General features: G+C 30.2%; 20 protein-coding genes. 1 reads left to right on the forward strand and 19 read right to left on the reverse strand.

What is annotated here, in order from left to right:
- Positions 1–113 precede the first annotated feature (113 nt).
- From KVH43_RS12080 to KVH43_RS12100, 5 genes are all read right to left on the reverse strand, one after another.
- The gene (locus tag KVH43_RS12080; RefSeq protein WP_218282770.1) at positions 114–1,277 is read right to left on the reverse strand and encodes a D-alanyl-D-alanine carboxypeptidase family protein; all 1,164 of its coding nucleotides are present in this window, start codon (positions 1,275–1,277) and stop codon (positions 114–116) included.
- A 116-nt stretch (positions 1,278–1,393) separates the two neighbouring features.
- Complete coding sequence (xerD, locus tag KVH43_RS12085; protein WP_218282771.1) at positions 1,394–2,281, reverse strand: site-specific tyrosine recombinase XerD; 888 nt, start codon at positions 2,279–2,281, stop codon at positions 1,394–1,396.
- A 78-nt stretch (positions 2,282–2,359) separates the two neighbouring features.
- Positions 2,360–2,578: a hypothetical protein gene (locus tag KVH43_RS12090; RefSeq protein WP_218282772.1), complete on the reverse strand. Its 219-nt coding sequence runs from the start codon at positions 2,576–2,578 to the stop codon at positions 2,360–2,362.
- Positions 2,579–2,595: 17 nt separating this feature from the next.
- Entirely contained in the window at positions 2,596–3,234 is a 639-nt protein-coding gene (gene spoIIM / locus KVH43_RS12095) for a stage II sporulation protein M (protein WP_218282773.1), read from the reverse strand.
- Between the two features lie 97 nt (positions 3,235–3,331).
- Positions 3,332–3,865: an NUDIX hydrolase gene (locus KVH43_RS12100; protein ID WP_218282774.1), complete on the reverse strand. Its 534-nt coding sequence runs from the start codon at positions 3,863–3,865 to the stop codon at positions 3,332–3,334.
- A gap of 76 nt (positions 3,866–3,941) precedes the next feature.
- Here KVH43_RS12100 and KVH43_RS13320 point away from each other — a divergent pair, with 76 nt between their 5' ends.
- Positions 3,942–4,073 carry a hypothetical protein gene (locus KVH43_RS13320; RefSeq protein ID WP_255547765.1) on the forward strand — a complete coding sequence of 44 codons (132 nt, stop codon included), beginning with the start codon at positions 3,942–3,944 and terminating at the stop codon, positions 4,071–4,073.
- Here the strand turns inward: KVH43_RS13320 and KVH43_RS12105 are convergent.
- From KVH43_RS12105 to mnmH, 14 genes are all read right to left on the reverse strand, one after another.
- Positions 4,033–5,130, reverse strand: a complete 1,098-nt coding sequence (locus KVH43_RS12105; RefSeq protein ID WP_255547766.1) for a DUF3866 family protein — start codon at positions 5,128–5,130, stop codon at positions 4,033–4,035. The genes KVH43_RS13320 and KVH43_RS12105 overlap by 41 nt on opposite strands.
- A 54-nt stretch (positions 5,131–5,184) precedes the next feature.
- A complete protein-coding gene (locus KVH43_RS12110; RefSeq protein WP_218282776.1) occupies positions 5,185–6,000 on the reverse strand; it encodes an MraY family glycosyltransferase in 816 nt (271 codons plus the stop codon).
- Positions 5,997–6,683, reverse strand: a complete 687-nt coding sequence (locus KVH43_RS12115; RefSeq protein WP_218282777.1) for a glycosyltransferase family 2 protein — start codon at positions 6,681–6,683, stop codon at positions 5,997–5,999. Before KVH43_RS12115 ends, KVH43_RS12110 begins: the two co-directional genes overlap by 4 nt.
- Positions 6,684–6,694: 11 nt before the next feature.
- Entirely contained in the window at positions 6,695–7,570 is an 876-nt protein-coding gene (locus KVH43_RS12120) for a copper transporter (protein ID WP_218282778.1), read from the reverse strand.
- Positions 7,564–8,712 (reverse strand): putative cytokinetic ring protein SteA, encoded by a 1,149-nt coding sequence (steA, locus tag KVH43_RS12125; protein ID WP_218282779.1) that lies wholly within the window; start codon positions 8,710–8,712, stop codon positions 7,564–7,566. Before steA ends, KVH43_RS12120 begins: the two co-directional genes overlap by 7 nt.
- Before the next feature lie 191 nt (positions 8,713–8,903).
- Positions 8,904–10,334, reverse strand: a complete 1,431-nt coding sequence (purB, locus tag KVH43_RS12130) for an adenylosuccinate lyase (RefSeq protein ID WP_218282780.1) — start codon at positions 10,332–10,334, stop codon at positions 8,904–8,906.
- Between the two features lie 54 nt (positions 10,335–10,388).
- A complete protein-coding gene (locus KVH43_RS12135; protein WP_218282781.1) occupies positions 10,389–11,222 on the reverse strand; it encodes a PHP domain-containing protein in 834 nt (277 codons plus the stop codon).
- Between the two features lie 144 nt (positions 11,223–11,366).
- Positions 11,367–11,627 (reverse strand): stage V sporulation protein SpoVS, encoded by a 261-nt coding sequence (gene spoVS / locus KVH43_RS12140; RefSeq protein ID WP_218282782.1) that lies wholly within the window; start codon positions 11,625–11,627, stop codon positions 11,367–11,369.
- Between the two features lie 159 nt (positions 11,628–11,786).
- A complete protein-coding gene (gene rny / locus KVH43_RS12145; protein WP_420829655.1) occupies positions 11,787–13,298 on the reverse strand; it encodes a ribonuclease Y in 1,512 nt (503 codons plus the stop codon).
- A gap of 285 nt (positions 13,299–13,583) precedes the next feature.
- Complete coding sequence (gene recA / locus KVH43_RS12150) at positions 13,584–14,615, reverse strand: recombinase RecA (RefSeq protein WP_218282783.1); 1,032 nt, start codon at positions 14,613–14,615, stop codon at positions 13,584–13,586.
- Positions 14,616–14,713: 98 nt separating this feature from the next.
- Positions 14,714–15,946 carry a competence/damage-inducible protein A gene (locus KVH43_RS12155; RefSeq protein ID WP_218282784.1) on the reverse strand — a complete coding sequence of 411 codons (1,233 nt, stop codon included), beginning with the start codon at positions 15,944–15,946 and terminating at the stop codon, positions 14,714–14,716.
- 49 nt (positions 15,947–15,995) lie between these two features.
- Positions 15,996–16,532: a CDP-diacylglycerol--glycerol-3-phosphate 3-phosphatidyltransferase gene (gene pgsA, locus KVH43_RS12160; RefSeq protein WP_218282785.1), complete on the reverse strand. Its 537-nt coding sequence runs from the start codon at positions 16,530–16,532 to the stop codon at positions 15,996–15,998.
- Positions 16,516–17,859 (reverse strand): 30S ribosomal protein S12 methylthiotransferase RimO, encoded by a 1,344-nt coding sequence (rimO, locus tag KVH43_RS12165; protein WP_218282786.1) that lies wholly within the window; start codon positions 17,857–17,859, stop codon positions 16,516–16,518. Before rimO ends, pgsA begins: the two co-directional genes overlap by 17 nt.
- Positions 17,860–17,881: 22 nt before the next feature.
- The gene (gene mnmH, locus KVH43_RS12170; protein ID WP_218282787.1) at positions 17,882–18,925 is read right to left on the reverse strand and encodes a tRNA 2-selenouridine(34) synthase MnmH; all 1,044 of its coding nucleotides are present in this window, start codon (positions 18,923–18,925) and stop codon (positions 17,882–17,884) included.
- Between the last annotated feature and the right edge of the window lie 4 nt (positions 18,926–18,929).

Below are 18,929 nucleotides of genomic sequence, written 5' to 3' on the forward strand. Positions count from 1 at the left end.
GTTTAAATGATTTAATATGCTATATTATTATACCACACTTAACAATATTGAAAAAAACATAAAAAAGAAGTAATTACTGATTTTTTATAATTACTTCTTTTACTTCACACTAATCATATATTTTCTTTCATTAATTTTGAGAACATATCTACAAAATTAGCTCCTTTAATACCTTTTTCTGTTACAATATCAACTTTGCCGATTTGTTGTCCATCTTTTGTAAGTATGATCTCCCCTATCTTTTCATTTTCTTTAAATGGAGCTTTTATACTCTTTGGTAATATAATCTCCTTTTGGACTTTATTTTCTTCCCCTTTTTTAACTAAAACACTCAAATCATCTTTTGCAACAGCATTAACCTTTTCCTCTTTTCCTTTTTCAACTATTATCTCATCTATAATTTGATTTTTTCTTGCAATCAGAACACTACTATAAGCAGCAAATCCATAATTTAATAATTTTTTAGCTTCATTAAATCTTATATTAGACGTAGGACTTCCTAAAATCACAGCAATTAATGTAAGACCATTTTTTGTAGCTGAAGCAGATAAACAATATTTAGCATCAGCAGTATATCCAGTTTTTATTCCATTTGCTCCAGGATAAGTTCTAATAAGTTTATTAGTATTTGTAAGCTGTAAATTTGTCTGCCTTTTATTTTTTAAACCCACCTTCATTGTTGACATCCAAATAGTCAAATACTCATGAATCTTAGGATACTTAAGCAATTCTTTAGACATTAATGCAATATCATAAGCACTTGTATAATGCCCCTCTTGAGGTAATCCATTTGTATTCATAAATTGTGTATCCTTCATTCCAAGCTCTCTTGCTTTTTCATTCATTTTTTTTACAAACATCTCTTCTGTTCCACTAATATGCTCACCTAAAGCAACACAAGCATCATTTGCAGAAGCTACTGCAATACCTTTTAAAAGCTCCTCTACTGTTTTTTCTTCACCAGGCTCTAGATAAAGCTGACTTCCTCCCATAGATGAAGCTCGATCACTAATAACCACTTTATCTTCTAAGGAAACAACTCCTTTTTGAATAGCTTCCATAGTCAGTACCATTGTCATTATTTTTGTTACACTAGCAGGTGGAAGCTTATCATGTATATTTTTTGCATATATTATTCTTCCACTAGAAGCATCCATTAAAATTGCAGCCTTAGCATCTACATCAAATTCTTCAGCATTAACCAACAAACTAAAATTGCTAAAAATCAACATAAAGCATATCAAAAAAACAATTTTTTTACTGCTTTTTAATTTCATATAAAGTCCTCCTTGCTAAGTTTGTTTAATCTTATCTTTTCCACCTATTACTTTTGTTATACGTCAGAGGACATTTATCGCATTACATGAAATAATTGGCTATAAAAAGAGCCTTTTTAGGCTCTTGGGTGTGTTTTATTATAAACTTCTTTAATTTTACTTTTTGTAAGAAGGGTGTATATTTGTGTTGTAGAAATATCCGAATGACCTAGCATTTCTTGAACGGATTTTAAGTCAGCACCATTTTGCAATAAATGAGTTGCAAAAGAATGTCTTAAAGTATGTGGCGTAATTTTTTTATCAATTTTTGCTTTTTGAGTATATTTCTTTATAATCTTCCAAAAACCTTGTCGTGTTAATCTTGTCCCACAATAATTCACAAACAAAGCCTTCTCTGTTTCCTCTTTCACAATATTATTTCGAACAGTTTTTATATATTTTTCTAGAGCCTTTTTAGCCATAGACCCAATAGGAATAATTCTTTCTTTTAAATGGTTATTACAACATTTAATATATGACATATCTAAATTTACATGTGAATGATCTAATGCTACTAATTCAGACACACGTATACCCGTTGCATATAAAAGTTCCAACATAGCTTTATCTCTTATACCTTTCGCACTGTTCTCATCAGGCTGAGCCAATAATAATTCAACTTCTTTTAACGTCAAAACAGCAGGTAATCGCTTCTCTGATTTAGGAGATTCTAAATGAATTGTTGGGTCTTTATCAATATATTTTTCGTTTAATAAAAATTTACAAAACGAACGAATAGATGCAAGATTTCTTGAAATAGTAGATGTAGCCTTTCCTATTTTTTGCAAATATAATAAATATGTAATGATTGTTGTTTTATTAATATCCTTAATATGTTCTATATTTTTGTCTTTAAAAAAATCTATAAATTGTGAAATATCTCTTTTATAAGACTCTAAAGTATTTTTAGATACTTCTTTTTCATGAGCTAAGTAATGGGTAAAACCATCTAAATAAATATTCATAAAACTTATCTCCTTTGTTTGTAAATCCACCTTTGGATATTATTCAACATATCTAATAAAAATCCTCTAATCTTTTCATTATTTTATAAAACATTTTAACATTTGAGAAAAATATTCCTCAAAATGATTTTCTTCTATATAAACTTTTGATACAAAAGTACTGTTTCCTCTATGAGGCTCGTTTCTTTCTTGCATTATATACATATGAATTAGATGATCAATAAATTGAGGTAATAAAATAGAAAATATGATTAAAATCAATATAATTTTTAAAAACAAGTTCAAATACTTAGTCATCTCTTAATCCCCCAAAATCACATATACTTAGAAAATATTTTCATAAATACAGGTGTTACATAAGCTTCAATTATACAACCTAGTATAATAAAAAAGAAAATTGAAGCATTAATTGTACTATATAAAACAAACTGTTTCAAGGTGCTATTGTGTACGTTATAAGACTTTCTTAATTTATTTCCAATAAGCATTTTGGAAAATCCAATACCAATAACAGCAATAATAATAATGCTTGGTACTATGAGTAAATTTTGAGGAAATATAGAAATAAGAGAAAAAATAACTCCTTTAAATCCAAGTTGTTCTACCAAAAAACCAACTGTAAAACCTATAATTAATCCTCTTATAGCAACTAATAATAATATAAGAGGCATCCCTATAACTGTTATCCCAAGAATCCAAATCAAAGCTGCCGTCTGTAAATTATTAATTAGTGATTGTTTTAATACAGAGGAAGCATCAATAGGTTTATTACTTAAAACCTGAAAAAAATTTTTCATATAACTAATTAATTCCTGTTTTTGATAATCACCCAAAGCTTTTACGGTAAAAGCTCCAGATGAAATACCTATAATAAAAAACATACATACAAAAAAATATATCACGCCATTACCTTGTATATGCTTGAATGCTAAATTCCCAAATCTTTTGAGCAAAACAAATCCCCCTCTCACATATCTTTTGTTTGTAAAATCTTATGCAAGAAGGGGACATATTATGACTTGTCTTATATTTTTTATACATATCATATTATTATTTGAGTAAATCTTTTGCTGCTAAAATTGCCAAAATAGTTTTACTATCTTTTATTTTCCCATCATAAACCATACTTACTAACTTATCCATATCTATACATTCCATTTCTATATGTTCATCTTCATCAGGAGAAGCTTTTCCTTTAATAAGATCTTTTGCTAAGTATAGATATATTCTCTCATTTGAAAATCCTGGTGATGTATAGAAGCTAAATAAAAACTGCATATTTTTTGCTTCATATCCAGTTTCTTCTTTTAATTCTCTAATAGCACAAGATAAAGGTTCTTCATCTTTATCTATTTTACCTGCTGGAACCTCTAATAAAATACTTTCCACTGGCTTTCTAAACTGTTTTACCATAATAATTTTATTATCCTCTGTAATTGGTACAATAGCTACTGCTCCAGGATGTTCAACTATTTCTCTAGTTGCTTGTTTTTCTCCTGGTAATAAAACTGTATCTACGCGTAACTGAATCATCTTTCCTTCATAAATCCTATCAGACTTAATAGTAATCTCATTTGGTATCATAATCTTCACCTCCATAAGGAATATTTTAAGACAAGCTACCATATAATATAATAACAAAATATAAGGATGTGATAAAATGTATAAAGTCATAACTACTAATCAATTTTATCTTATTGGTAAAGTTTCTGATTTATTAGAGATTCTAGAAGAGCTTTCTAATGAATACACTACCGTAACATCTTTAATTGAGGATCATTTAAAGTCATAACTCCTAATTTTGCTGCTAGAGCAACTGTAATAAAGTACTCTTGGTCTTCCATAAAATTTCTTCCCATTGTACGCATATTCAATGTTGAATTTTTTAGAACATCTATAGCATTACCAATATCCATATATATTATTTTATGTTTTTTTTGGATTGTTGTCTCTTTTAACTGAGAACAAATATATTCTTTTTTGCTATTTTCAAATTTAGGAATACATACAATCGCCTGCGTCTTACTTATTTTATCAAGTACAGTAATAGTATGATGGCTAATCCCTTTATGCCTTTTTCTTTTATCTGCAAAGCTTATTCTTAAAGCAGCAATAGGAATTCCTCCTAAATCATTTACAGCATCAATCACATACCCTTGCTCTATTCCGCTAAAACCATATTTAGTTCCTGTTCCAGCAATACCTGGTCCCATTGTTACAATAGCTATATCACATTTTAGTATTTCTTTTGCTGCAATAAGACCATTATAGATATTTATACAATCTAAATCTCCTCCAAAAGCATTTCCAATAGTTATTGTTCCATTTATTAACTCTTTTTCTTTTAATCTCTTTACAATATTACTTAAATATATAGGGAGTGCTGCTCCATCTGTCATAATATAAGCAATTTTTATATCTGGATTCATAAATTTTATCATTTCTATCATCGGAGGCAACATACTATGTAATGTTCCTACAATCACAGGCATATCGTCTAAAGATTTGAACTTTTTAAAAACCTCATGATATTTACTTCCTTGTTCTTCTGCAGCAAATACTTTCAATTGATAAGGAGTATATCTTAATTTCATTATATGTCCACCCTCTGATATATCTTGATCAGGTTTATCTAAATTAGATATGACAAAATGATATCCACCCGTTCCAAGACTTAAATCTACTGCAGTAGTATTTAATAATAAATGATCACCAATATCTACACAGCCCGTAAGCCTATTATAATTTATAGCCTTGTAATCTGTATTATTTATTTTCACTAAAACTTCAACCTTGTTATCATCTTTATTCAAAATTTTTATAGCCTTTCCAATTTTTATTCCTATCAATGGCTTCCCTCTTTTCATATAAATATTTCTATTAAAGAAAAAGGCAGATATTTTTTATCTACCTATTTCATCAAAATACTTTAATATTTTCACCCTTTGAATGGTTTCTGTTAAAGAATACTTCTCCGTATAAAGATGTAATAAAATTAAAAATCCTAGTATAATCATTCTTACAGGAAAGCTTAAACTAATAGATACAATTCCTAAAGAAATCCCTAAAATATTTGACCCTACATCTCCCATCATAGATTTTGCTTTTAAATCATATGGTATATACGCTAATGAAGAACCTATTAGCCCAAGCAATAAAAAGCAAAATATTTCATTAATAGGACTTATAACTAAAATCACACCTGTAACTAAAAATCCTTTTAAAGCTCTACCTGGTCTTAAATCTAGTAAATTAATAAAATTAGTAAAAAGAGCTACAATCAATGTATTGATAAAAATATCTATAATATCTTTAGAAATAATCATACTAATTGTAAATGCAATTAATCCTCCAAAAGCAGCTTTAAATCCTCCTGTTGTTAACTCAAGCTTTAACATCTTTTTAAAATGTCCCTTAAGACCTGTAACACTTCTATTCCCTAGTAAATCATCTAACAATCCAGAAAACCCCATAGCTAAAATTCCAATTAAAAAAATAATACCATAAATAATCCTGCTTCCGTTTATCCAAGATAATAAAAAAATAACATTTACAGTAACAACAGGGATAAATATGAGTCCCATTCCTACAGGAATATTTTCTCCTTTATAATTACTCTTTACACATGCTGTATCATATAACAATTTCATGAACATGGGAATAATGAATTTAGTAAAGATAAAGCCTATTCCTAAACAAAAAACGCTTATAAATATCACCTCATCACCTCTTTATGCTTTCGAAGCAATGTTAATAGTATTTGATAAAACTGTTTCCCTCTATGGACAAAGCTTTTAAAATCCCTTCCCGTCTCCCTATGAGTCATATTCACATCGACTTCTTTAATTCGATATCCCATATTTAAAATATCAATCGTCATTCCTACCTCAACACCATAATCAGTAGGCATTTTTTCAAATCTTCTAAGAACCTCTGTTTTAAAGGCTCTTTGTCCTGAAAGAGAAGTATATATCGTATGTCCTGTATAGAATTTCACACCATACCTTGCAAGATTTTTAACTAATCCAAAACCACCCTTTTTCTTTGCAGCTGGAAATTTTGCAATTGTTACATCTGCCTGACCTTCTAATATAGGAACAACTAATTTATCAACCTCAGATGCAGTTTCTTTAAGATCTCCATCTAAAAAAACAATAATACTACTTTCCTTATATACTTTTTCTATACCAAAATTTAATGCAAATCCTTTTCCATGATTTTCCTCTAAGCGATAAACTTCTACATTGGTACTTTTAGCAATTGTGTACGTATTGTCTTTTGATCCATCATCTATTATTACAATTCTATCTACATAATTTGAAGCTTTAATTGCATCAATTGTATCCTTTATTCTATCCCCTTCATTATATGCTGGTACTAAAACAGTAATGCACTTAGACACATAATCAACTCCTAGTCTGCTTTTATGAATCCTTCTGGAACTAAGCTTTCTGCAGTTTCTTTTTCACCAAAATGTCCTTCTTGACCACTAACTACCATTAACATAGAGATTTTCCCCATAATCGTGTCTACATTATCTACTGTTGATATTCTAAGCTTTTTATACTCATCTATGTTAGAATAAGCAACCTCTAATTTTTCAACAGCCACTACAGGGATATTTTTACTTTTTAGATAGGTAATCATCGGTATATCTATTTTATGCAATATACTCTTCTGTTCATCTATGCTTCCTCCTGCTATGACAATATAATCAGCAGGACCAACCAATTCATCTGTATAGTCAATGATTTTCTTTTCTTTTAATTTTTTTATAAATTCTATATCATTTCCAGAGATCAATACATTACAAAATTTATTAATGATTTTTATTTGCAAATCTTCTTTTGAATCTCCTGATAAATTAAATTCCTCTGCCAAAGCTGATAATTCTTCATCATTGCTTTCTTTCATAATAATATTTGTTACACTTCTTACTCCCGCTTTTTTAAAAGCATCATTAATTCCTGAATAATCATAATGCTCACTAGTTTCTAAAACAATGACATTTAAATCCTTTAATTTATCTTTTACAAGTTCTGGATAAATTGTATTGATAAATTTTTCACTCTTATTTTTTTCTAGAGTTAACAAATCTATTTTTTCTTGCAAACTATCCTGTTTAATTTTAAATTCGTCAAATTTACTTTCAAGCTGTGCAACAATCTCCTTTTGTTGCTCTACAATTAGATCTTGTCCATCTAGCATAATACCAATAAATATACCTATTCCTATAGCTAAAAATATTGCAACAATGGTTATTACATAATATTTTAAATTGATTACCAAATGTGATACCTCCCTAACAATTCCATTGGAAAAATAAATTTTAATTTTATAAGAAATAATTTAAATAACTGTTGAACAGTAGGTGATAACGCACCAACAATAAATATAGGAATCATTGCACCAAATGCAAGCCCTACAAAATGTTTGAATTTTACACTTTCTCTATATAATTTATTAACACCTTTTGCATCGACAAGCTTTGAGCCAACCTTTAATCGCACAAGAAAAGTACTTGCCATTCCCTTTCTTCCTTTTTCAAGAAAATCAACCATATTTGAATGTGTCCCTACAGCTACAATAAGTTCAGTCTCATTCTCAAATGCAAGCAACATAGCAATATCCTCACTTGTTCCTGGAGCTGGAAATACTACACTCTTAAGACCTAAAGCTTCTATCCTTTTTAGTCCTGGTGCTTCCCCATTTGGATAAGCATGTACAACTATTTCTTCACAAGCTTTTAAACATTCATCAGAAACACTGTCCATATCTCCAACAATCATATTTGGAATATATCCGCATTCCATAAGAGCATCTCCACCACCATCCACACCAATAAGTATTGGATTAAATTCTTCAATATATGACCTTATGGCATGCAAATCTTCTTTATAATTTTGTCCTCTTACAACAACTAATGTATGTCTTCCTTTAAACTTTGTATTTACTTTAGGTATAATTAAATTTTCTAATAGCATATCTTTTTCTTTTTTTGCATATTCTAATGTATTTTCTATAAATTTATCTAGTTCCTTTTGGAAATTTTGACTAGTTGCTTCTAGCTGTTCCTTTATTAGCTCTTTTGTCAACATAGTTCCAGCACCAATATATTTCTCATCTATATATATTTTATTATCTTTAATCTCTAAAAGATCCCCTTCCTTGATCTTAGAAAACAATTCATTCCCTATATGATCTAAAATAGGAATTCCTGCTTTTTCTAAAATTTCGGGACCTAAATTAGGATATCTTCCACTAATAGATTCAGCAGCATTGATCACCATACATGGTTTACACATCACTAAAGAATTCGCCGCTACTTCATCTATATCTTCATGATTAATCACTGCAATTTCGCCTGGATTCAACCTCTTAACAAGTTCTTTCGTTTTTTTATCAATTCTTGCAATCCCTTTGGTTAACATATATTTCCTCCAGTTGTTTTTTCTTTAGTATTTCTTCTTTTTTTATAAATAATACTAAAGCTTCACAAAGCTTATTATATCACAACCATTATACATATTATATATATTTTTTTCAATATATTGCAAAATGCCATCCATCTATGGTAATTAAAACCAGCAGATAAATGGCATTTCTTAATTTTATTTTAATTTTACACCTTCAAATCAACCTCTATACCCAATAGCTCTTTATTATCATCTAATATAGGCTGAATATATTCTTCTACAAACTCAACCGTCTGCTGTGATGCTCTACCTATAAAAAGCTTTGGATCCATCAAGCTACTAATTTCTTCTTTAGTAAGTCCAAAGGTTTCATCATTTGCAATTCTTATTAACAGATCATTTTCTTTCCCTTCTTGTTTTACCTTTTTTGCAGCTTCCATAGAATGAACCCTAATCTTTTCATGAAGCTCCTGTCTATCTCCACCTTTTTTTACAGCCTCCATAATAATATTTTCTGTTGCCATAAATGGAAGTTCATTCATAACATGCTGATGAATTACCTTTTCATAAACTACTAATCCAGAAGTTATATTGATACAGATTTCAAGTATAGCATCTACAGCTAAAAATGCTTCAGGTATAGAAATTCTTCTATTGGCAGAATCATCCAAAGTTCTTTCAAACCACTGTGTAGAAGTTGTCATAGCTGGATTCATAGTTAATGCTATAACATGTCTAGAAAGTGATGCTACTCTTTCACTTCTCATAGGATTTCTTTTATACGCCATAGCAGAAGACCCAATTTGTGTAGATTCAAAAGGTTCCTCTACTTCTTTTAAATGCTGAAGAAGTCTTATGTCATTTGTCATCTTATGAGTACTTTGTGCAATAGCACTTAAAATAGATATTACTTTATAATCTAATTTTCTTGAATATGTTTGTCCTGTTACTGGAAAAGTTTTTTCAAAGCCCAGCTTCTTTGCTACAAGCTTATCTAATTTTTTTACCTTTTCATGGTCTCCATCAAATAATTTTAAAAAGCTAGCTTGAGTACCAGTTGTTCCTTTCACACCTCTCATTTTTATACCAGATAATACATTTTCAATATCCTCATAATCCATTAAAAGATCCATCATCCAAAGAGTTGCTCTTTTTCCAACTGTAGTAAGCTGTGCAGGTTGGAAATGGGTAAACCCTAGAGTAGGTAGCTCTTTATACTCTATTGCAAATTTAGAAATCTTGTTTAAAAGATTAATCATTTTTTTTCTTATAATATTCATAGCTCTTTTCATAATAATAATATCTGTATTATCACCAACATAAGCACTTGTTGCCCCAAGATGTATAATAGGCTTAGCCTTAGGACATTGTACACCAAAAGCATACACATGAGACATTACATCATGTCTTGTTTCTTTTTCTCTCTTTTTCGCCACATCATAATTAATATTATCACAATATTTTTTCATTTCTTCTATTTGCTCTTGAGAGATCTTTAAACCTAATTCCTTCTCAGCCTCTGCAAGAGCAATCCAAAGCTTTCTCCACGTTTTAAATTTTTCATCTGAAGAAAAAAGCTCTGTCATTTCTTTACTCGCATATCTTGTAATAAGTGGATTTTCATAAACCTTTGCCAATTTTTTTGCTCCTTTCAGTTTTAGCATTAGGATATTTGTATTCTACATTTTTCTTTAAAATCCTTCAAAAAAATACTTTTTCATTTCTTTTACTAAATCATAAGAGACAAAAACTCTTCCAATAGCAGGAATACCGTCTACCATTTCATCATGATAATCAGACCCTCCTGTGACAAAGAGATTATATTTTTTCGCAAGTTCTAAATAAATTTTATTATGAACCTTAGAATGTTTTGAATGATAAACCTCTATTCCCTTTATTCCCTTTTGAATGATCTGTTCTATATCTACTCCAGCAGCTATTAATCCCGGATGTGCTAAAACAGGTATTCCTTTACTCTTTTTAATAATATGGATTGCCTCATCAACAGTTAACTTAAACCGTTCAACATATGCAGGCTTTCCTTTTTGCAGTAGTTTTTCAAAAGCTTCTTGAACAGAAGATACATATCCCTTTTTCACAAGCAGTCTAGCTATATGTGGTCTACCAATAGCTCCTTCTTTTGATAAAGCCTTCACTTCTGAAACATTAAGATCATAATCCAATTTTATTAGCTTATTTATGATCAATGCTGCTCTTTTTGACCTATAATTTTTAATTTTTTCTGTAATACGAATCATATCTGGATGCTTATAGTCTATAAAATATCCTAATATATGTATTTCAACCTTATTATATAAAGTACTAAATTCTATACCAGGTATCACCAAAAAATCATCATATTTTTCTGAAGCCTTTACAGCTTCTTTGATTCCATCAACGGTATCATGATCTGTTATAGCAACACCCTTTAGCCCGAGCTTTTTTGCCCAACCTACAATTTCTGCAGGTGAAAAAATACCATCAGATGCACTAGTATGTACATGCATGTCCACAATATCCTTCATAAATCCACCTCTATTTTATAATTTTTTTACATGGCTTTTAAAAGGATTTATTAAATTTTTGCTTTATAAACATATTATACGTAATTATCAAACACTCTATCATACAAAAAACCTGCTGTAAAAGCAGGTTTTTACTTTAGATTTTTATCTAGGTTCAACAATTAATTTTATTGCTGTTCTTTCCTCCCCGTCTATTAATATATCTGTAAAAGCAGGAATACAGATTAAATCCACACCACTAGGAGCAACAAATCCTCTAGCTATGGCTACCGCTTTTACTGCTTGATTTAGAGCACCTGCACCAATCGCTTGGATTTCAGCACCCCCACGTTCTCTTAAAACGCCTGCTAATGCTCCTGCAACAGAATTTGGACTTGATTTTGCTGATACTTTTAATACTTCCATGATTATAGCCCCCCTAAATTTAAAATGACATTTGGTTTTATTTAACAAATGTATTTAATAAATATATTCTACATATATATTAAAAATCCTTTTTTTTAAAAAATAAATTTGAAATTTTTGAAAAATTATTTTTTAAAATAAAAGAAGCTTACGCTTCTTTTATTTTGCATATTCAATTGCTCTTGTTTCTCGAATAACATTTACTTTAATTTGGCCAGGATACTCTAATTCACTTTCGATCTTCTTTGTTACCTCTCGAGCTAAACAAACAATATCTTCATCTGACATTTCATCTGGCTTTACCATAATTCTTATCTCACGACCTGCCTGAATAGCAAATGATTTTTCTACACCTTCACTTGAATTTGCTATTTCTTCAAGCTTTTGCAACCTTTTTATATAAGTTTCAAGAGTTTCTCTTCTTGCACCTGGTCTAGCAGCAGACATAGCATCAGCAGCCGTAACTAATACTGCCTCAATTGTTTGCGGTTCATAATCCCCATGATGGGTTGACATAGCATGTATTACTTCACTAGATTCTTTATACTTCTTCAATAAATCCATGCCTATATCCACATGAGTTCCTTCTACTTCATGATCAACAGCTTTTCCAATATCATGAAGAAGCCCTGCTCTTTTTGCTAATTTTACATCTGCACCTAATTCAGCAGCCATTAAACCTGCTAAATGAGATACTTCTATAGAATGCTTTAAAACATTTTGACCGTAGCTAGTCCTATACTTTAATCTTCCTAGTAATTTTATTAGCTCTGGATGAATACTGTGAACACCTGTTTCAAAGGTAGCTTGTTCACCTTCTTCTTTCATAATATTATTTACCTCTTTTTTTGCTTTTTCTACCATTTCTTCAATTCTAGCTGGATGAATTCTTCCATCTACTATAAGCTTTTCTAAGGCTATTCTCGCTACCTCTCTTCTTATAGGATCAAATCCTGAGAGAATTACTGCTTCTGGTGTATCATCAATTATTAAATCTATTCCCGTTAATGTTTCTAGTGCTCTTATATTCCTTCCTTCTCTTCCTATAATCCTACCCTTCATTTCATCATTTGGAAGAGCTACTACAGATACAGTCGTTTCCGCAACATGGTCTGCTGCACATTTTTGTATTGCATAAGCGATAATTTCTTTTGCTTTCTTTTCTCCATCTTCTTTTGCTTTTTGTTCAATTTCTTTAATCATCATAGCAGCTTCATGTTTTATTTCTTTTCGTGTATCATTTAAAAGCTGTTCTTTTGCTTGTTCAGACGTTAAACCTGATATTCTTTCTAGTTCTTCAAGCTGTTTTTGACAAATTTCATTTATTTGTTCTTTTTTCTCTGCTACTTCTTTTATTTTTTTGTTAAGGATTTCATCTTTCTTTTCTAGATTTTCAGATTTTCTATCTAATGTTTCTTCCTTTTGCTGCAATCTTCTTTCTAATCTTTGTAATTCATTACGTCTTTCCCTATTTTCCCTATCAAGCTCACTTCTTAATTTATGAATTTCTTCTTTTGCCTCAAGTAACATCTCTTTTTTAGATGTTTCAGCAGCTCTTTCTGCTTCTAAAACTATTTCCTTAGCCCTATTTTCTGCATTATTTATTTTACCCTCAGCAATATTTTTTCTTATAAAATATCCAATTCCAATACCTATAGCACCTGTTACAATACTCACTACAATCTGAATAGAATTAATATTTAAGCACCTCCTCTGCTTAAATTTAAACAAACAACAAAACCGAGACACCTCGGTTTTTAAATCTTTCTATGTTTTTATAGATTAAAATTAAAAACACTATCCAGGCCTCTTTATTCATATACAGATACACCAATATCTGTTATAATTGTATATCTTTTTTTATACACTGTCAAGGTGATATTATTTCAACATTTTGTTATGAAATCATGTTAATCCCTTTATTCATACAAAAAACCCCTATGTGGGGTTTTATCATTATTCATTATCTGCTGTAGCAGTTTGTTCAATTTCTTTCACTAAAGGAAGTTTATGTACCTCCCTTATTTTGTTCTCTATTTCAAGACAAATCTCTGGATTTTTAGCTAAAAATTGTTTTGCATTTTCTCTACCTTGCCCTAATTTCTCATCACCATAGCTATACCATGAACCTGATTTTTTTATAATATCTTCTTTAACTGCACAATCTAAAATACTGCCTTCCTTTGATATACCCGTACCATACATAATATCAAATTCTGCTACTCTGAAAGGTGGAGCTACTTTATTTTTTACAACTTTTACTCTTGTTCTATTTCCTAATATTTCATCACCTTTTTTAATAGATTCAATCCTTCTTACATCAAGTCTTACAGATGCATAAAATTTAAGTGCTCTTCCTCCAGTAGTTGTTTCTGGATTTCCAAACATAACTCCTACTTTTTCTCTCAACTGATTAATAAATATTGCAGAAGTTTTTGATTTATTAATAGCACCTGCAAGCTTCCTTAATGCTTGAGACATAAGCCTTGCCTGTAGTCCTACATGGCTATCTCCCATTTCCCCTTGAATTTCAGCCTTAGGAACTAAAGCAGCAACAGAGTCTACTACGATTACATCAATTGCTCCACTTCTAACTAACGCTTCACATATTTCTAATGCTTGTTCTCCAGTATCTGGTTGAGATACAACCAACTCATCAATATTGACTCCTAAATTTTTTGCATACACAGGATCAAGTGCATGTTCAGCATCTATAAAAGCTGCAACCCCTCCTTTTTTTTGAGCTTCTGCTATAATATGAAGAGCAACTGTTGTTTTCCCTGAAGACTCCGGTCCATATATTTCAATAATTCTTCCTCTTGGAATCCCACCTATCCCAACAGCAATATCTAAATCTAATGAACCAGTAGAAATAGATTCGATATTTAATCTTGATGTATCTTCACCAAGTTTCATGATAGCACCTTTTCCAAATTGCTTCTCTATTTGTCCCATGGCAATTTCTAACGCTTTTCTTTTTCCATCCATACATACCCAGATTTAATATCTGGTTTTCACCTACCTTCCTATATAATCGAACAAGTGTTCTTGTTATATTATATACTATTCCCATCTTATGGTCAATCCTATTTATTTTTTAATATCTTTCTAATCATATTAAATGCAAGCATACTTGTATAGTTTCTTATTCGATTTCTATCACCAAAAATATTATATTGTTTGCATATAATATTTTCTCTATATGCAATAGCAATATATACTAATCCTACAGGCTTTTCTTTTGTACCACCATCAGGACCTGCTATCCCCGTTACAGATAAACATATATCACTTCCAGTTACAGCTTTTAATCCTAATACCATTTCTCTAGCCGTTTCTTCACTAACCGCTCCATATTTTTTAAGGGTAATCTCTTTTACACCAAGCTCTTCTATTTTTGCTTTATTGCTATATGTAACAATGCTTCGATCTAATGATTTTGATATTCCTGAAATAGACGTTAACTTAGCAGCAATTAATCCTCCCGTACATGACTCTGCCAGCGAAATCCTTATCTTTTTCTCTATTAATTTTTTTGCAACTACTTCAACCAATTCCTCATCGTTATAGCTATATATATATTCGCCTAATCTATTTTCTATTTCCTTTATCACAGGTAATATCATTTTACTTGCTTTATCCTCATTTTCAGCTTTTGCAGTAATTCGAACACTCACTTCTCCTTCCTTTGCATAAGTTGCAATAGTAGGATTTGATTGCTGATCTATTAAATCCATTATAGCAGTTTCTAAAGCTGATTCCCCTATGCCAAAAAATCTCAAAATTTTTGAATGAATAGTATGTTTTGACTTAGTTTTTAAATAATCCTTAACAAAACCAAACATACTTTTCATTTCTTTTGGCGGTCCTGGAAGACTAATAATTATTTTCTCATCAAATTCAATAATAAATCCTGGTGCCGTTCCACAGTTGTTATTTAAAACAATACTATCTTTTGGTAAGTATGCCTGTTTTAAATTATTTTCATTCATCTTTCTGTTGATATTTTTAAAATAATTACAAATTCTTTCAAAGGAAGGCTGATGCATCTCTAATTCTTTTCCTGCTACCTCAGCTATAGTCTCTTTTGTAAGATCATCCTGTGTTGGTCCTAAGCCTCCTGTGGTAATAATCAAATCTGATTTAGATAATGCATAATCTAATACGTCTTTTAATCGTCCTTCGTTATCTCCAACTGTAAAATGATTATATACATTGATTCCTAAGCTATTCAATTCCTGAGATAAATAAACTGTATTTGTATTTACAATCTGTCCAAACAAAATTTCTGTACCTATGCTAATAATTGAACAATTCATTCCCAAAGCTCCTTTCTCCTCAAAATATTAAAAAGCAGCAACGCTGCTTTTAATGTTTTAATACTTGTTTGTTGAGATATAAATAATCTACACCTGATACAATTGTTAGAATTACTGCAATCCAAAGCATAATTGTACTGAATGGAAACCCAATTAAACTAAATGGATAATTATTAAGAAGGATTGCAACAATTGCTATAATCTGCGTAATCGTCTTTAGTTTTCCCCACCAGCTTGCTGCAATTACAATTCCTTCTGATGCAGCAACTGCTCTTAGTATGCTTATAGTATATTCCCTTGATATGATCACAACAACAATCCAAGCAGGTAATTTGCCCATTTGCACAAGACAAACCAAAGCTGCAGTAACAAGAAGTTTATCAGCCAAAGGATCTATAAACTTTCCAAATTTTGTTACTTGGTTTCTGCTTCTTGCAATATACCCATCTAACGTATCAGTTATAGCAGCGATAATGAAAATAGCAGCAGCTATGTACATCCCATACGGTATTTTGTTTAAAAGCACAATCATAAAAACGGGAACTAAAACGATTCTAGCAATGGTTAACTTATTCGCAAGATTCATATAATATCTCTCCTAATAAATCATATTCTAAGGTATCTGTAATTTTAACCTTTACTAAATCTCCTATACTAAGAGGCTTCGTTGAATTTACATATACAATTCCATCTACTTCTGGTGCATCGTACATTGTTCTACCTACATAAACATCTTCTTCATCAATCTTCTCTTCTATTAGTATATCATAAATATTGCCTATTTTCTCCATGTTTTTTTGAAGTGAAATTTCTTTTTGTATAGCCATTATTGAAGCTCTTCTTTGTTCCTTAATTTCTTCTGAAATTTGGTCTTTTAATTTTGCAGCTGGTGTATCTTCTTCTTGAGAATAAGTAAACACCCCTAATCTGTCAAACTTTACATCCTTAACAAATGTTTTTAGCTCTTCAAACTGCTCCTTTGTCTCTCCTGGAAAACCAACAATCAGAGATGTACGAATGTGAATATCAGGCATTTTATGGCGCAATTTATTCATTACATGTAAAATATGTTCTTTACTTGTTTTTCTATTCATTCTTTTCAAAATTTCATTATTACAATGTTGTATAGGCACATCAATATATTTACATATCTTGCTTTCTTCTGCCATTACTTTTATTAATTCATCTGAAATTTTATCAGGATAACAGTATAAAATCCTTATCCATTTTATTCCATCAATTTGTGCTAAGCTTTTCAACAATTCAGGAAGCTTATATGCTTTGTATAAATCAATACCATATCTTGATGTATCTTGAGCAATCAAAATTAATTCTTTGACTCCTTTTTTTGCCATCTCTTCTGCTTCCTTAATAATATATTCCATCTTTCTACTTCTATAATTTCCTCTTAATTTTGGAATAATACAATAAGTACAATAGTTGTCACAACCTTCTGCAATTTTAAGATAACCCATAAACTCAGGTGTGCTTAAAGTTCTTGGAAGGTCTTCTGATATTTCCATATTAATATTCCCATGTTTTACAACTCTTTCTCCTTTTAATGTATCATGAATAACTTTTATAATTTCTGGATAATTTCCTGTACCTATGATCGCATCCACCTCAGGCAATTCTTCTGCTAGTTCCTTTGCATATCTTTCAGCCAGACAACCAGCTACTACTAATAATTTACAATTCCCATTTGTTTTTAAAGTTCCTAGCTCTACAATTGTATCAATAGACTCTTGTTTAGCTGCTTCTATAAATCCACAAGTATTTACAATAATAATATCAGCTTCATATTGATCCTTTATAATCTCGAAATCATATTGAGATAGTAGCCCAATCATCACTTCTGAATCTACTAAATTTTTTGAACAACCTAATGATTCAATAAAAACCTTCAAATGCATATATTGAAACTCCCTTCTAGCTTTAAGAAATACTTTTTCCAAAATCACTTAAAATAGGTATAACTTCTTCTATTTTTTCATAGTCAACCACTAAATCATAATTTTTATATTTTTGTATGGAGTAATTATATAAAGGGTCATAATAATGTTCCATTAAATATTTTATAACATAGGTATAATCCTTTTGTTCAACCTTATCAATTAAATCATTTACTGCTTTATTTCCTAATCTTTTTCTTAAATGATTCAATGATGCAATTATCTTTGAATCATTTATTCCCAAATAGTTTGCATAATCTTTTAAAATAACTTCTATTCTATTTTCAAATGTTGTTTTTATCAATATATGATAGCCATTCACCATTCGACGATATATAGACTCTGGTACCTGAACACTGCCTATTCTTTTGCTTTCACTTTCTACAAATATATATTTTTCTTTAGAACTATATAATACATGAAATATTAAAGATTCAAACATTTTTTGTGTAGGTGGTTTTCCAGTAAAAACAATGTCTCCAAATACAGAACCACTATTTTTTGCCAATTTCTCTAAATTAAGTACTGGCTCTCCTATTAGTTCTAGTTGATCAAGTATGTGGGTTTTTCCTACCCCTGTCAATCCATGAATCATAATAAATTTATACTGTTCCACTTTGTCTTCTAAAAAATCAATCACATATTTTCTATAGCTCTTATATCCACCCTTTAACTGATATACATTATCTATATTCAGCATGTTTAATAAATTGCATATAGACTTACTCCTCATGCCGCCTCTCCAGCAAAATATAACAATCTCATCATACTCCATACTATATTTTTTTATAGTACTATAAATATTAGGTAGCTTTGTTGATACTAAGCTTAAACCCTTTAATGTAGCTTCATGAGGATTTTCTTTTCTATAGATTGTTCCTACTATAGCCCTTTCTTCATCATCTAATATAGGCATATTTATCGATCCCAAAATAGTTCCATCTTCAAATTCTGATGGGGATCTTACATCAATAAAAAGTACATTTTTTCGTGTCAATGCTTTTTCAATGTCTATTACTTTCAACACATCT

Source organism: Crassaminicella indica (assembly GCF_019203185.1).
GTDB lineage: Bacteria > Bacillota > Clostridia > Peptostreptococcales > Thermotaleaceae > Crassaminicella > Crassaminicella indica.